The organism is Thalassotalea fusca (assembly GCF_053485835.1).
Genome location: NZ_JBQRUN010000011.1, coordinates 53,555 through 68,205, shown reverse-complemented (window position 1 = coordinate 68,205; position 14,651 = coordinate 53,555). Strand labels below are relative to the sequence as shown.

Genomic DNA, 14,651 nt, shown 5'->3' with positions numbered 1-14,651 from the left:
AAGTCATGATGGCAACGAAAAAGTTGCCATCGATTCGGTTTACTTCTTATTTGGACGTTTCTTGAATTGATTATCGCTAAAACGTGTTAGGCCTTCTTTGCCAGGTCGTGTACGGCTAGTGCTTATTTTGTTTCGACGCTGGCCTGGTGAAGTTTTAAGACCTGCGGCGTTATTTTTGCCACGCCCTTGTTTTTTATAATGTTGATAATCTTTCTCGCTGCGAGTTTCAGCCGGCACTAAACATTCTGGGCGACTGCCAATGAGTTTTCTAGCTAAGCCCATTTTGGTCAGTGCTTCTCGTATCATCGGCCAGTTGGCTGGATCATGGTAACGCAAAATAGCTTTGTGTAGACGACGTTGTCGGCCTCCTTTAGGTACAGGCACACTAGCGCTGTTTTTCTTAACATTACGCAATGCGTCAATTTCTGTGTGGTAAAGCGTGGTTGCGTTTGCCAGTGGCGAAGGATAAAAGTTTTGTACTTGGTCTAATTTAAAGTCGTTCTCTTTTAGCCATAATGCCAGATTAACCATATCCATGTCGGTCGTGCCAGGGTGCGCCGAAATGAAGTAGGGGATTAAATACTGCTTTTTGCCAGCCTGTTTCGAATACTTGTCGAACAAAGTTTTAAATTGGTAGTAGCTGCCCATACCGGGCTTCATCATTTTATTTAATGGGCCTTCTTCGGTATGTTCAGGAGCTATTTTCAAATAACCTCCAACATGATGCGTTGCGAGCTCTTTCACATAATCAGGATCTTCAACGGCAAGGTCATATCGAACACCTGAAGCAATCAGTACTTTTTTAATGCCTTTAACTTGGCGTGCACGACGATATAAATTGATAGTTGGCGTGTGATCTGTATCTAAATGCCCACAAATGGTAGGCCAGACACAAGAAGGTTTACGACAAGTGGCTTCTGCCTTAGGACTCTTGCATCGCAATTGATACATGTTTGCCGTTGGGCCGCCTAAATCCGAAATGACACCAGTAAAACCCGGCACCTTTTCTTTGATGTCTTCGATTTCCTGTATGATAGATTCTTCAGAACGGCTTTGAATAATGCGTCCTTCATGTTCGGTGATAGAACAAAATGTACAACCGCCAAAACATCCGCGCATAATGTTGATTGACGTTTTTATCATGTCATAGGCGGGAATTTTAGCTTTACCATATGTAGGATGCGGCACTCGCTGGTATGGCAGGCCGAATACACCATCCATTTCTGCTTCGCTTAACGGGTATGCGGGCGGATTTAACCAAATGACGCGGTCACCATGACGTTGCACAAGTGGCTTTGCAGAGCCTGGGTTAACTTCCTGATGGAAAATGCGTGATGCGTGCGCATACAACATCTTGTTGTCTTTTACTTGCTCATAAGTAGGCAAATTAATATATGTTGTTAACCAAGGTTTTTTCTTGTCTTCCCACGACTTATTGCGATAATCCTGAATATTGATTGGCTGTGGTGTTGTGCTAACGTCTTTTTCGACAGTTTTAACTGCTTCGTCAGTTGATTTGTCGCTACAGCTTTCAGCAGTCATATCTTGATATGGGCTAGGAATCGGATCAATCTTGCCCGGTTTATCAATTGAGCGAGAATCTATGCCATGCCAGCCAGGTAATGCTTGCTTAGCCAGAAAGGCGGTGCCACGAATATCGGTTAACGATTTAACCGATTCGCCTTTTGCTATGCGATGACTCACTTCAACCAGTGGCCTTTCTGCGTTGCCATAAATCAGTAGGTCAGCCTTTGCATCGAACAATATAGAACGGCGTACTTTCTCTGACCAATAATCATAATGGGCGATTCGGCGTAAACTGGCCTCGATACCGCCAATAATCACAGGGGTGTCTTTATACGCTTCTTTACAGCGCTGAGAATATACTAACACTGCACGGTCAGGGCGCTTACCCCCTTCATTGTTTGGTGTGTATGCGTCATCGTGACGAATTCTACGTTCTGCAGTGTAACGGTTAATCATTGAATCCATGTTACCTGCGGTAACACCAAAATATAGATTAGGTTTTCCTAACTGCATGAAGGCGTCTTTTGAATGCCAGTCGGGTTGAGCGATGATTCCAACACGAAACCCTTGCGCTTCCAACATACGACCAATGACTGCCATGCCAAAACTTGGGTGGTCAACATAGGCATCACCAGTAACTAAGATGATGTCACAACTATCCCAACCTAATTCGTCCATTTCTTTTCGTGACATGGGTAGAAATGGCGCGTTGCCATAACATTCGGCCCAATATTTTGGATAATCAAACAGTGTGGTTTTTGGTAATGGAATCATTATGTAGCCTAGGTTAACCAGTAAATACTATTGCGCCCACAATCTTTTAATCACTATAAGCATTTCTAATTCATTAAAAACACTCACGTTATTAGTAAGGTGATAATTCTTTAGTCGCGCCATAGCAATGCTATTTGGTTGAGGACGCGCGATTATAACAAATCCTTAGTGAAAACGCAGTAGTTGTGATAAACAGACGGTTATTCAAGATGAGCGTATAGATGAAATTGCATTTTCGGGGTTACAATTGAATTGGCTAACGTTACACTGACTGAAGCATTCCACATTCAATAATGATAATAGAATACTGATATGAAAAAACATTTACTTACCATCGCGGTGACCATGGCGTTATCGGCGTGTGTTACCACAACGGACGAATCAACTGCAAAAGCGTCAACTTCCACTGTCTCAACAGCTGCGAAAGTGACGAGATACGATGCTGTAACTCAAAATAATGTTCAAGCACCAGTAGGTGTAAATAATGAGCATGCTATCACTTTAGAAAAAATCATGTCAGATCCTGATTGGATGGGGCGTTCGCCCATGTCTTGGTATTGGGGGGACGACAGCAATACCGTATTTTATAAACAGAAACAGCAAGGTAATCCATTAACAGATTTGTACAGTGTGTCACTTGTCAATGACATTAAACACGAACAAGTCCCTTTGGCGAAGTTACATCAAGCCTCTGATAGTTACGCTATCGAAAATAACGAGGGCACCGCAGAAGTTTATGTGTTTAAAGGCAATGTGTTAGTTAAAGATCTTCGCTCAGGAAAAACTCAACAGTTAACGCATACTTCTGCGCATGAATACAATGCGATGTTCCTCACCAATGGTAATGTGGCTTATCGTGTCGGCAATAAATTTTTTGAGCATGACCTTAAAACAAATCAAATCAAAGAATTAGCAAGCTTATTATTGCAAGATAAGGCCGAACAAAAAGAAAAAAGCTATATCGCGCAAGAGCAGCATGAATTGATTGAGTACATTGCTTTACAAGCGCGTAATAAACAATTAGCTGATGAGCGCAATGAACAGCTTAAAGCACAAAATGATTCTATTACCGAATCGGAATTTTACTTAGGTAAAGATAAGCGAGTTGTGCATGCGGTGTTATCGCCTTCAGGCGACAAAATGCTGGTGAGCTTAACCGCCAATAAACCGAGTCGTGACGACAGTGACATCATGCCAAATTATATTGCGGACGATGGTCACGTTAAGGCGGAGTCGGTGCGTCATCGCGTTGCCAACAATCGTGAATATAGTGAAGAGCTTTTCTTACTTGATCTTAAATCTGGTCAACAATTCCCTTTACACTATGATGCTCTTCCCGGCTTTTATGAAGACGTACTTGCGGACGTTAAGGCTGAAAATCACGCTCTGAAAGGTGAAGAGTACCGTTCAGAGAAAGGCCCTCGTAATTTGCATGTTATCAATGGCTGGATGGCCGGGGATTCCATAAAGTGGAATAGTGACGGCACGCAATTGGCGATGATGCTAGAGGCGTGGGATAACAAAGATCGCTGGTTAGTAACTGTTAATTTATTAGAAAATAGTCTGGTTTCACAACACCGACTGCATGATGACGCGTGGATTAACTATACCTTTAATGAGTTTGGCTGGTTAAATCACTCAAACAAGTTGTATTATCTTTCTGAAGAGTCAGGGTATTCACACCTTTATTTGAAACCATTGAAAGGCAAGGCTAAAGCATTAACATCAGGAAAGTTTGAAGTAAGTGATGTTACGCTGACTGATGATGACTCTCGGTTCATATTTAAAGCGAATAAGAAACACCCTGGTATTTATGAGATCTATCAAGTAGATGTTGCCACTCATACACTTACGGCATTGACAGACCTTGGTGGTTTTAATGAATACAGCCTGAGCCCAGATGAAAGCAAATTGCTTATCGAACATTCAACTACCACGATGCCTCCAGAATTGTATGTGCAATCAATCGGTGAAAGTCAGCATGCACAACGCATTACATATACTGTTTCTGAAGAATTTTTGAGTATGCCATGGACTGCTCCTAGCGTAGTGGCAATTCCTTCGTCATACCAAGACGAGCCTGTTTATGCTCGCGTATATTTACCGAAGAACTTTGACCAAACGGCAGAAAAAAATCGTGCTGTGATGTTTAGTCATGGCGCTGGGTATCTGCAAAACGCCCATTTAGGCTGGTCAGGCTATTTCCGCGAATTCATGTTTCATAGCATGTTAGTGCAGCAAGGTTACGTTGTTATAGACATGGATTATCGTGCCTCTAAAGGCTATGGTCGGGATTGGCGAACAGCTATTTATCGTCACATGGGGAAACCAGAAGTCGAAGATATGCGTGATGGTGTGAATTGGCTTGTGGAGAATGCTAATGTAGACCGTGAACGTATTGGTACCTACGGCGGATCTTACGGTGGTTTTCTAACATTAATGTCGATGTTTACCGCCCCTGATTTGTTCCAGTCAGGTGCGGCATTACGCCTAGTATCTGATTGGGCTTATTACAATCATGGCTATACCTCGAATATACTCAATACACCTAAAGACGATGCGATTGCGTATGAGCGAAGCTCGCCTATTTATTTTGCTGAGGGACTACGTAAACCATTATTGCTCAACGCGCCGATGGTGGATGACAACGTATTCTTCCAAGATACGGTTCGATTAGTACAACGGTTAATTGAGCTTGAGAAAGAGAATTTTGAAACGGCAATTTACCCTGTAGAGCCACACGGATTTGTTCAGCCTAGTTCTTGGCTAGACGAGTATCGCAGAATTTATAAGTTGTTTGAAAACACTTTATAATCAAATGAAGCCATGGACGGCACGTATTTTCGCCTTAACGGCAAATACCCACTACCATCTTAACGATGGTTACTCTACAAATGCGACAAGGGGAGATTCTTGTCGCCATTTATTTATCAATGTTTGATAAGTACCGTCTTTTCTAAGCGCTGACATTGCCGTTTTTAACGATGCCACCATGTTTTTGTCGGTTGCCAAACTGCAGGCGAAATAAAAGTTAAGCGGCAGGTTCTTAATTTCGTAAACCCGGCGAATTTTATCAACCGCTACCCCTGCAAGTTTTGCGCGATATGGCATCGTAATATCATCAGCCAAGATAAAGTCGATATCAGGTCGAGCAATTACCAGTCTAAACAAAGAGTGTGTGCTATCAACAACATATAAGTTTTCGTTCTCGACAAACCCACGTTCAAGCAATGCTAAATGAGTAACATCATCTTTTATCACTGCAATGGTGTGCTTTTTGGCATCTTCTAATGTCTTTAGCGTGGGAGCATTAGGGGAATTTACGCCAAAAACTACGGTGTTTGTGATTGTAATAGGGCCAACCCACTGAAACTTGTCGTTGCGTATGGGCAGTTTTGCCATTGAATAGATGCAGGTGTTTTCACGCTTAAGGGCGAGGTTATAACTTCTTGTCCATGAATAAGCGTTAAATTGTGCGTTGAGATCTGTCCGTCGAACAGTTTCCCGAATTAATTCGGTTGCGAAGCCTCCAATGCCGAAATTGTCATCAATAACCTGTAACGGCGGTAAATGTTCAGTGACAATAAACAGATCTGGTCTGCTATCGCTACATACCGCTAAATTTGAAAAAAGAATTGAAAAAGGGATAACAAATTTTCTAAAACCAATCATTACTTCGTTACATCTGGAAACTTATGAATAGACCAGCGCCGTAAAATATTCTGATATTCACCGCTCTGTTTTACCCATTCTAACGCATTTGACAGCGCTTCAATAATAGATTTTTCAGTGGAAAGGCTACAGGCAACGTAGAAATTGATAGGATTTGCGTTAACTTTATGAATTGCAACAAATTGCTCGGGATCCATTTTATTATAAATTGCGCGGTAGTGAATAGTGAGTGGATCCGCGAGGATTAGATCAATATATTTCTTCGATTTAAGTAACTGAAGTAACGAGCGCGTATTGTTTACAACATACAGGTTTTTGTTTTCAATGAATCCTGCGTTGATAAGGTATTGATGAGTAAAGTCGTCTCTTAATACGGCAGTACGGTAATTTTTGGCACTCTCTAGTGATTTAATGTCAATTTGTTCGACACGATCTTTTACGGTAATAAAGTGGCTATCTGTCGTCGCGACTACTTCAATCCACATAAACTTATTTTCTCGCTCTTGAGTGCGGGCGATGGAATAAATACAGGTATTTGGGCGTTGGAGAGCTAAGTTGTACGCCCTTGTCCATGAATAGATGCTGATATCAGGTGTGATTTTTGCGCGCGCCAATGCTGCTTCAAGGATTTCCGTAACAAACCCTTCTACTTTGGTTTTACCTATAATTTGAAATGGCGGCAAATGCTCAGTGACAAACTTAAGAGGGATTGCTCGAGATTCTGTAGCATGCAGTGGTGTATAAACACAGCACAAGACAATAATGAATATGAGCATTACGCGAATACTATTCATCGCTATACCCTCTTGTTACATGACTGGGCTTAGCGATTTCTACGTTGGTACCAGATAAAATAAAAGAGTGAATAAATTCCACCTGCAATTGCTCCCCACATATGTGCATCAATAGCTACATTTGCATTGATTAACGCTGATACATCTGCGCTCGGCCCGTACAATTGCTCATGTAGTACTTTTAATGTTAGACCAAGCAATAAAACATATCCGGTCTTTTCACCATCACGAATATCGTGCAAGCTGCCGAAAACAAATACTCCATGCAGCACACCGGATAACCCAACATACAATTTAAGTTCAGGCGAATATCCAAAAATAAGTAAGGCCGTACTGGTACAAAGCACAACTAGCAATAAGGCGTATTGTCGGATTGTGTAGAACTGACCATGAAGTAACCATAGCATGAATAGACCCGCACAATTTAGGAGTAAATGAGCGGTATTGGTATGAAAAAAATGACCAGTAATTAATCGCCAATATTCGCCCGCTGAAATGGCTGCGCGATCAAAATTAGCTAACGACGACCATGATTCTGCATTGATATGGCAAATTAACACAATCAACAACACGGAAACGGGCCCGACTAATTGTTGCGTAGACATTGGCAATTGCGCTTGTTTAAATGAGATTTTCATAAAATGCTGATAAACTTCCCGAACATTAGCCTTTGGGTCGAAATTTTTTAGTTAATTATGACAAGACGTTATTGTAACGTATGTTGCAGGCCGGAAGTAAGTTGTATCTGTCAATTTACGGTCGAAGTTAATAACAATGTTCATGTTGTCGTACTGCAACACACTAGTGAAGTAAAACAAAGTAAAGGCAGCGTCACTTTATTATCGTTGTCGTTAAACAATTGCACTTGTATAGTAGGAGAGGATTTTCAGGCGAATGCTCTGTTCAAAGACGTTTTACTTAAGTATCAAGGTAAAATCGCACTGTTGTATCCGAGCGAGCAGGCTGAATTAATCAATGACACGCTAAAATCAATGCATGATATTCAATGTGTCATTGTACTGGATGGCACATGGAAAAAAGCATACAAGATGTATCAACTCAATCCATTATTGCATACGTTGCCTCATATAAAGTTGCCTGATGAGTTTGAAAGTTTGTATGCAATTCGAAAAACCACCAAAAAAGGTGGGTTGTCTTCTCTGGAGGCATGTTGCCATACGTTGAATGTACTCGATGGTCAAATTGACAAATACGAGCCACTGCTCGAACGTTTTAAGGCATTTAATACTTACTTGTCGTCTTTCAACAAAAGTCGGTAACTGTAATCATTAATTTTAACTGGTGCTTGTTTAATGAAAAAAACACATCTATTTACGTCTTTAGCATTAACCTTTGGGTTAATTGCTAGCTGTTCAACGTTTGCTTTTGCTGATGTCAAACGTGAGGTACGTGAGCCAGAAGCTGCAACTGGCCTTACACAACAAAAAGCGGTTACAACAAAAGAGTTTATGGTGGCTACTGCCAACCCGTACGCGACTAAAGTGGGTAACAATATTCTAAAAGCCGGTGGCAGTGCTATCGATGCAGCAATTGCAGTACAGCTCGTTTTAACACTCGTCGAGCCGCAATCATCTGGCATTGGTGGTGGTGCGTTTATTTTGCATTGGGATGAACAACAACGCGCAATTACTACATTTGATGGCCGTGAAACTGCACCTAAAGCGGCCAAAAGTGATATGTTTTTAGACCAATCTGGAAAAGCAATCCCATGGATTAAAGCGGTAGTTGGTGGACGATCCGTTGGTGTGCCCGGAGTTCTAGCATCGTTGAAGATGGCACATGATAAATATGGAAGATTGCCTTGGGCTGATTTGTTCACAGACGCGATAAAATTAGCTGATGGGGGTTTTCGGGTTTCACCTAGATTGCAAAAATTAGTCGAGATGGAGTTTAATCCTGGGGTCGCGCAGCTTGATGCTACTCGCAAATATTTTTTTCCAGATGGTCGCCCGCTAAAAGCAGGTGATAAGCTTAAAAATCCAGCATTGGCTGAAGTTTATAGAAGTTTGGCAAAAGAAGGGGTTGAGCCTTTCTATCAGGGCTGGATAGCGAAGAACATTGTAAATGCAGTACAAAATTCGTCGATAGCACCGGGCGTACTGTCTTTGGATGACATGAAAAATTACCGTCCAGTAGAACGCGCAGCTGTGTGTAATAGTTATCGTGAACATAAAGTATGTGGCATGGCACCGCCTAGCTCTGGTGGTATAACCGTATTACAGATATTGTCACTACTTGAGCCGTATGAGCTAAACAAGCGACCATTTGAAAATGTCCACACCGCTCATTTATTCACTCAGGCATCTCGTTTAGCATTTGCCGATCGCAATCGCTATATTGCAGACAGCGATTTTGTTCAAGTGCCAGTTGATGGCTTACTCGCTCCGGAATATATCAAAAGACGTAGTCAAGAAGTCAATATTCATCAGGATATGGGCAAAGCGGTGGCAGGAAATCCTGTGGAAGAGCTGGCTTATGCAGATGATGATGCGTATGAACTTCCTTCTACCAGCCATATTTCTATCGTTGATAAGTATGGAAACGCGGTATCTATGACTACAAGCATAGAGATGGCATTTGGATCCGCCGTGATGGTTGACGGATTTCTATTGAATAATCAACTTACTGATTTTGCGTTATCGCCAATGCGTGACGGTGAGTTGGTGGCCAATCGTGTCGAACCACTTAAGAGGCCTCGTAGTTCAATGGCACCAATGATGGTTATGTCGCCTTCAGGCACATTAAAACTTGTTGTTGGCTCACCAGGTGGCAGCCGCATTATCAATTATGTCGCGCAAACTATATTGGGTGTAATTGATTGGAAATTAGATCCGCAACAGGCGATCAATATGCCCAAATTAACGAATCGTAACGATGTCACTACACTCGAAAAGGGCACCTCGATTGTTAAGTTAAAATCAGGTTTAGAAGCAAAGGGCCATAAAGTTTTTGTTCGTGATCTCAATAGTGGCATTCAAGCAATTCTGGTGAAATCACATACGCTAGTTGGCGGTGCTGATCCGCGTAGAGAAGGCAAAGTGATGGGCGAGTAGACTGATTTGAATTGTGTGTAGCAGATGCTTGAACAAACAAGTAAAATTTTGAAGTAGTAAACGAATAAGAGCACCTATTGGTGCTCTTATTTATTGAAAGTTTGAAAAAGTTAAAATGGATCTTTTAAAATCTTATTGATTAGCCACTTGTCGTCTACTTGAACTAATGACAAACGTTTCACATCCCTGAACGTGTCTTCATTGTACGTTCCCTCAAAGTAAACGGTGACAGTCGCTTTGTCTTTAAACTGCTCCCTCACTTTAACGCCACTATCGTCTGGGGTAATAACCACCTTATCGTATGACATATTAAACATATGACGAGCAACCGCATTCGGTGATTTATAATGCAACATGATGCGCTTGAGTTTAGGGGTGCATGCTTCTGCTGCTTTCGCGACGTTCTTTTCATTGTAGAGTGCGTCAAAAAAAGCGACTGCGACTAATTCAGGATTTTCAATTTCACTGATAGGCTCTTCCTTGTTTTCACAGCCAATGAGAAATACCGCGATAAAAAGGCTAAAAATGTATTTGTTAAGAATTTTTTCCATAAGATTGCATCTAAATACTTAAGTTAGTTTCATATTACATTAAGAGTGTAGGCAAATTCTAATAATTTTTATGTATCAGCTAGCGATTTGTTTTTGATGCCAAAAATGATTGCGTAAACGGAATACCTTGTAACCATAAACACAAAAAGCGCCCTCAAGGACGCTTTTAAATGGTGGATAGTTAAAATAGTGAATTATTGCACTAATTCTTTTTCAGAGAACTTGTCACTGAATAGTGGACTTGAAAGGTAACGTTCTGCTGAGCTTGGTAAAATAACCACGATGTTTTTACCTTCATTTTCTGGTCTTTCCGCAAGGCGCTTAGCTGCAACAACGGCTGCTCCAGATGAAATACCCGCTAAGATACCTTCTTCTTTCATTAATCTATGCGCCATTTCCATTGCTTCATCGTTCGTTACTTGCTCAACAGCGTCAATCAAACTTAGATCTAAGTTACCAGGAATAAAGCCTGCACCAATACCTTGGATTTTGTGTGGGCCTGGCTTTAATTCTTCACCAGCCAATTTTTGGCTAATAACCGGTGAATCGGTAGGTTCTACCGCAACAGACGTAATAGCTTTACCTTGTGTTTGCTTGATGTATCGGCTTACACCAGTGATTGTGCCACCTGTACCAACACCCGCTACAAAAATGTCGATGTTGCCATTTGTATCTTCCCAAATCTCTGGACCAGTAGTCTTTTCGTGAATTTCTGGGTTAGCTGGATTGTCAAATTGTCCAAGTAACACATATTTGTTTGGATCAGACTCTGCAATTTCTTTTGCTTTAGCAATCGCGCCGCCCATGCCTTTAGGACCTTCAGTTAATTCAAGCTTAGCGCCTAATGCTGCCAGTAACTTTCGACGTTCTAAACTCATTGTTTCAGGCATCGTTAATGTAATTGAATAACCACGTGCTGCCGCAACAAAAGCTAATGCGATACCTGTATTACCACTAGTAGGTTCAATGATTTCCTTGCCTTGTGTAAGTACGCCACGCTTTTCCGCATCCCAAATCATGTTTGCGCCAATGCGACATTTAACGCTGAAGCTCGGATTACGTGCTTCCATTTTGGCGTATACATTGCCAGAAGCTACACGATTAAGTTTTACCAGTGGCGTATTGCCAATTGAGGTTGAGTTGTCTTCAAATATGTTAGCCATTGTCTTATCCTATTGGCAGAAATTAGTTCCCTATCGTTGAATAAAAACGCGATAGGTTAAAATTAGTTCGTTTGAAACGTTTTAATTAGATTCGTTCCAGCTTACTGGTTAAGATTAGCTATATAAAAAAATAAAAGAAGTGAAATTTAGTTTACTTATATTCTAAATTGGAATAACACTGCATTTCATCCAAAGTTGTAAGGAATAACATGACATCCTTTAAAGGTACTGACAATTACATCGCATCAAACGAATTACAGTTGGCCGTTAATGCTGCGGCAACACTCGAACGCCCATTACTTATAAAGGGTGAGCCTGGTACAGGTAAAACAATGCTAGCGGAAGAGTTGGCTAAAAGTTTAGATACTGAGTTAATCGCATGGCATATTAAATCGACAACTAAAGCCCAACAAGGTTTATATGAATATGATGCCGTTTCTCGATTGCGTGATAGTCAATTAGGCGATGAAAAGGTGCATGATATTGGTAATTATATTATCAAAGGAAAGTTGTGGCAGGCATTTACAGCGGGTAAAAGGCCTATTTTATTGATCGATGAAATTGATAAGGCAGACATAGAATTTCCAAACGATTTACTATTAGAACTCGATAAAATGGAATTTTTTGTCTACGAGACTCAAGAACGTGTAGTTGCTAAGCAAAGACCAATCGTTATCATTACTTCGAATAATGAAAAAGAATTACCAGACGCATTTCTTCGTCGTTGTTTTTTCCACTATATTCAATTTCCAGATGCACAAGAAATGCGCGACATTGTTAACGTACATTTTCCTAATATCAAGAAACAATTATTAGATGAGGCATTAACTTCTTTCTTTGATTTACGAGAAGTTCCGGGCTTAAAGAAAAAGCCATCAACTTCTGAGTTGATAGACTGGCTGAAATTGTTGCTAGCAGAAGATATTGATGCAGCTACATTACACGACGCGAGACAAACTAAAGCAATCCCCCCATTGCATGGTGCGCTGTTGAAGAACGAACAAGACGTACATTTGTTTGAGAAGTTAGCCTTTATTCATCGTCGCAATAACTAGTGGCTGAATAGTTATGCTAATTGGATTTTTTCTGAAACTGAGAGAATACCGTGTCCCATGTACCATACGCGAGTTGCTAGACTTGCTCAAAGCGATGGAGCAAGGAGTTGTATTTGCGAGTATTGATGATTTTTACACCATAAGCCGCGTTGTTTTGGTCAAAGATGAAGCATTTTTTGACCGCTTTGATCGCGCATTTGCTGACTATTTTAAAGGTGTTGCAGATGTCGAACTGGACCTGTCGAACATCCCAGATGAATGGTTAATGTCACAATTGACAAAAACATTATCTGAGGAGGAAAAAGCCAAAATTGAGTCCTTAGGTGGGTTTGAGAAGTTGATGGAAACATTGGCGGAACGTCTAAAAGAACAGAAAAAACGCCATCAAGGTGGTAATAAATGGATTGGCACAGGAGGGACGTCACCTTTTGGTGCTGACGGTTATAACCCAGAGGGCGTTCGCATTGGTCAACAGGAATCTCGGCACAGAAGGGCGGTGAAAGTTTGGGATAAAAGGCAATTCAGGAACTTAGATAGTCAAGTTGAATTGGGGACGCGAAACATGAAAATCGCGTTAAGAAAGCTACGAAAGTTTGCTCGTACTGGTGCTAGTCAGGAACTAGATATAGATCACACTATAAACGCGACTGCAAAAAATGCTGGCTATCTTGATTTACACATGAAACCTGAGCGACACAATGCAATAAAACTATTGATGTTTTTTGATGTGGGCGGTTCGATGGACGATCACATCAAAATTTGTGAACAGCTATTTTCTGCCGTGCATACCGAATTCAAGCATCTTGAGTTTTTCTATTTTCACAATTGTGTTTACGAACAAGTGTGGCGTGATAATGCACGTCGTCATCAGGAAGGCATTGATCTGTTTCAGGTGTTACACACTTACAGTCGTGATTACAAAGTTATTTTTGTAGGGGATGCTACGATGGGTCCTTATGAAATCACTTATCCTGGAGGGAGCGTTGAACACTGGAACCAAGAGGCAGGAAGCGTTTGGATGCAACGAATATTGAGCCACTTTGATAAGTGTATTTGGTTAAACCCTCAACCTGTAGATGCCTGGCAATATTATCCATCCATTTCGTTAATGAGTAAAATCGTTGGACAGCAAATGTATCCGATGACGCTTGATGGGTTATCTGAAGGCATTAAGGCGTTAATGTAAAGAATAGAAAAGGAAACTTGCGATTGAAAACTCAAGACGCTGACAGCAAATGCTTAACAGCTGAAGAAACAAGGGAAGTACTCACGCCATTTGCGTTTAAAATTGACGAGTCACTATTTGGTATTCCATTGTCAAAACCGTGGAAACGACTCATCGCAATATTAGCCGACCTGTTCCTCGTGTTATTGCTTACTGAAACTCCCGGAGAGCTCTTAGCGATTGTCATAGCGATTATTTTCTTCCGGTTGGGTAATCGAAAGCGGACTGAAACTTTAGGAAAAAACTACGGACTGAGGCGTCGCATGATGCGATTCATAGGGGCGTTTATTATCTTTATTTTACTGATCTCAACTTTACCTCGGTTGTTCGATAAAGGGGCTGAATTAATCAATGGTGAAGAGGGCAAATCAACGTCATCGATAACGATTGAGGTCGAAGCGCCAGATAAAGCGACTGAAAACAAACGTGAGGTCGCAAGTGTGATTGACGACAGTATGACGAAGCAAGAGGGGGGCTACTTAGGCATTGATTGGCTAAAAGGAGTCATTCACGATCTCGGATTGAGCTTTGGTTGGGCTGCTGTTTATTTCACTATATTTACTGCACTGTGGGAAGGGCAAACTCCGGGTAAGCGCTTAATGGGAATTAGAGTATTACAGCTCGATGGCACACCACTGTCTATTTCTGATAGTTTTGGACGTTACGGTGGTTATGGTGCCGGTTTAGCAACTGGGTTATTGGGTTTCATGCAGGTTCTTTGGGATCCAAATCGCCAAGCCATTCACGATAAGATCTCAGCAACTATCGTGGTAGACGCACATATAAAAATTAATTGGAAAACCAAGTAAACAAAAA

General features: G+C 41.3%; 12 protein-coding genes. 6 read left to right on the top strand and 6 right to left on the bottom strand.

Annotated features, from left to right (window positions below; translation table 11 throughout):
* Window positions 1-39: 39 nt before the first annotated feature.
* Window positions 40-2,301 carry a YgiQ family radical SAM protein gene (locus tag ACSLUK_RS13885; RefSeq protein WP_448549264.1) on the bottom strand — a complete coding sequence of 754 codons (2,262 nt, stop codon included), beginning with the start codon at window positions 2,299-2,301 and terminating at the stop codon, window positions 40-42.
* Between the two features lie 312 nt (window positions 2,302-2,613).
* Here ACSLUK_RS13885 and ACSLUK_RS13880 point away from each other — a divergent pair, with 312 nt between their 5' ends.
* The gene (locus tag ACSLUK_RS13880; protein ID WP_448549263.1) at window positions 2,614-5,115 is read left to right on the top strand and encodes a S9 family peptidase; all 2,502 of its coding nucleotides are present in this window, start codon (window positions 2,614-2,616) and stop codon (window positions 5,113-5,115) included.
* Window positions 5,116-5,184: 69 nt separating this feature from the next.
* Here ACSLUK_RS13880 and ACSLUK_RS13875 read toward each other — a convergent pair whose 3' ends face one another.
* Genes ACSLUK_RS13875 through rrtA form a run of 3 tightly spaced genes read right to left on the bottom strand, consistent with a single transcriptional unit; the run spans window position 5,185 to window position 7,405 of the window.
* The gene (locus ACSLUK_RS13875; RefSeq protein ID WP_448549262.1) at window positions 5,185-5,973 is read right to left on the bottom strand and encodes a substrate-binding periplasmic protein; all 789 of its coding nucleotides are present in this window, start codon (window positions 5,971-5,973) and stop codon (window positions 5,185-5,187) included.
* The gene (locus ACSLUK_RS13870; protein ID WP_448549261.1) at window positions 5,973-6,767 is read right to left on the bottom strand and encodes a substrate-binding periplasmic protein; all 795 of its coding nucleotides are present in this window, start codon (window positions 6,765-6,767) and stop codon (window positions 5,973-5,975) included. The genes ACSLUK_RS13875 and ACSLUK_RS13870 overlap by 1 nt, the downstream gene beginning before the upstream one ends.
* A gap of 29 nt (window positions 6,768-6,796) precedes the next feature.
* Window positions 6,797-7,405 carry a rhombosortase gene (gene rrtA, locus ACSLUK_RS13865; RefSeq protein WP_448549260.1) on the bottom strand — a complete coding sequence of 203 codons (609 nt, stop codon included), beginning with the start codon at window positions 7,403-7,405 and terminating at the stop codon, window positions 6,797-6,799.
* A 57-nt stretch (window positions 7,406-7,462) separates the two neighbouring features.
* On the opposite strand from rrtA, the gene ACSLUK_RS13860 reads away from it, so the two are divergent.
* On the top strand, window positions 7,463-8,047 hold the full coding sequence (locus ACSLUK_RS13860; RefSeq protein WP_448549259.1) for a tRNA-uridine aminocarboxypropyltransferase: 585 nt from the start codon (window positions 7,463-7,465) through the stop codon (window positions 8,045-8,047).
* Between the two features lie 33 nt (window positions 8,048-8,080).
* Window positions 8,081-9,841: a gamma-glutamyltransferase gene (gene ggt, locus ACSLUK_RS13855; protein ID WP_448549258.1), complete on the top strand. Its 1,761-nt coding sequence runs from the start codon at window positions 8,081-8,083 to the stop codon at window positions 9,839-9,841.
* A gap of 110 nt (window positions 9,842-9,951) precedes the next feature.
* Here the strand turns inward: ggt and ACSLUK_RS13850 are convergent, their stop codons facing one another.
* Window positions 9,952-10,392, bottom strand: coding sequence for a hypothetical protein (locus ACSLUK_RS13850; protein ID WP_448549257.1), 441 nt, complete (start codon window positions 10,390-10,392; stop codon window positions 9,952-9,954).
* A 194-nt stretch (window positions 10,393-10,586) separates the two neighbouring features.
* Complete coding sequence (gene cysK / locus ACSLUK_RS13845) at window positions 10,587-11,555, bottom strand: cysteine synthase A (protein ID WP_448549256.1); 969 nt, start codon at window positions 11,553-11,555, stop codon at window positions 10,587-10,589.
* A gap of 209 nt (window positions 11,556-11,764) precedes the next feature.
* On the opposite strand from cysK, the gene ACSLUK_RS13840 reads away from it, so the two are divergent.
* The 3 genes from ACSLUK_RS13840 to ACSLUK_RS13830 are packed head-to-tail and all read left to right on the top strand — an operon-like array spanning window position 11,765 to window position 14,644.
* Window positions 11,765-12,610: an AAA family ATPase gene (locus ACSLUK_RS13840; protein WP_448549255.1), complete on the top strand. Its 846-nt coding sequence runs from the start codon at window positions 11,765-11,767 to the stop codon at window positions 12,608-12,610.
* 13 nt (window positions 12,611-12,623) lie between these two features.
* On the top strand, window positions 12,624-13,796 hold the full coding sequence (locus ACSLUK_RS13835) for a vWA domain-containing protein (protein WP_448549254.1): 1,173 nt from the start codon (window positions 12,624-12,626) through the stop codon (window positions 13,794-13,796).
* 23 nt (window positions 13,797-13,819) lie between these two features.
* A complete protein-coding gene (locus ACSLUK_RS13830) occupies window positions 13,820-14,644 on the top strand; it encodes an RDD family protein (protein WP_448549253.1) in 825 nt (274 codons plus the stop codon).
* Window positions 14,645-14,651: the final 7 nt, after the last annotated feature.

Excerpts from the sequence above, each read along its gene's own strand:
- ACSLUK_RS13885 (WP_448549264.1), bottom strand. The coding sequence starts at position 2,301 with ATGATTCCATTACCAAAAACCACACTGTTTGATTATCCAAAATATTGG.
- ACSLUK_RS13880 (WP_448549263.1), top strand. The coding sequence starts at position 2,614 with ATGAAAAAACATTTACTTACCATCGCGGTGACCATGGCGTTATCGGCG.
- ACSLUK_RS13875 (WP_448549262.1), bottom strand. The coding sequence starts at position 5,973 with ATGATTGGTTTTAGAAAATTTGTTATCCCTTTTTCAATTCTTTTTTCA.
- ACSLUK_RS13870 (WP_448549261.1), bottom strand. The coding sequence starts at position 6,767 with ATGAATAGTATTCGCGTAATGCTCATATTCATTATTGTCTTGTGCTGT.
- rrtA (WP_448549260.1), bottom strand. The coding sequence starts at position 7,405 with ATGAAAATCTCATTTAAACAAGCGCAATTGCCAATGTCTACGCAACAA.
- ACSLUK_RS13860 (WP_448549259.1), top strand. The coding sequence starts at position 7,463 with ATGACAAGACGTTATTGTAACGTATGTTGCAGGCCGGAAGTAAGTTGT.
- ggt (WP_448549258.1), top strand. The coding sequence starts at position 8,081 with ATGAAAAAAACACATCTATTTACGTCTTTAGCATTAACCTTTGGGTTA.
- ACSLUK_RS13850 (WP_448549257.1), bottom strand. The coding sequence starts at position 10,392 with ATGGAAAAAATTCTTAACAAATACATTTTTAGCCTTTTTATCGCGGTA.
- cysK (WP_448549256.1), bottom strand. The coding sequence starts at position 11,555 with ATGGCTAACATATTTGAAGACAACTCAACCTCAATTGGCAATACGCCA.
- ACSLUK_RS13840 (WP_448549255.1), top strand. The coding sequence starts at position 11,765 with ATGACATCCTTTAAAGGTACTGACAATTACATCGCATCAAACGAATTA.
- ACSLUK_RS13835 (WP_448549254.1), top strand. The coding sequence starts at position 12,624 with ATGCTAATTGGATTTTTTCTGAAACTGAGAGAATACCGTGTCCCATGT.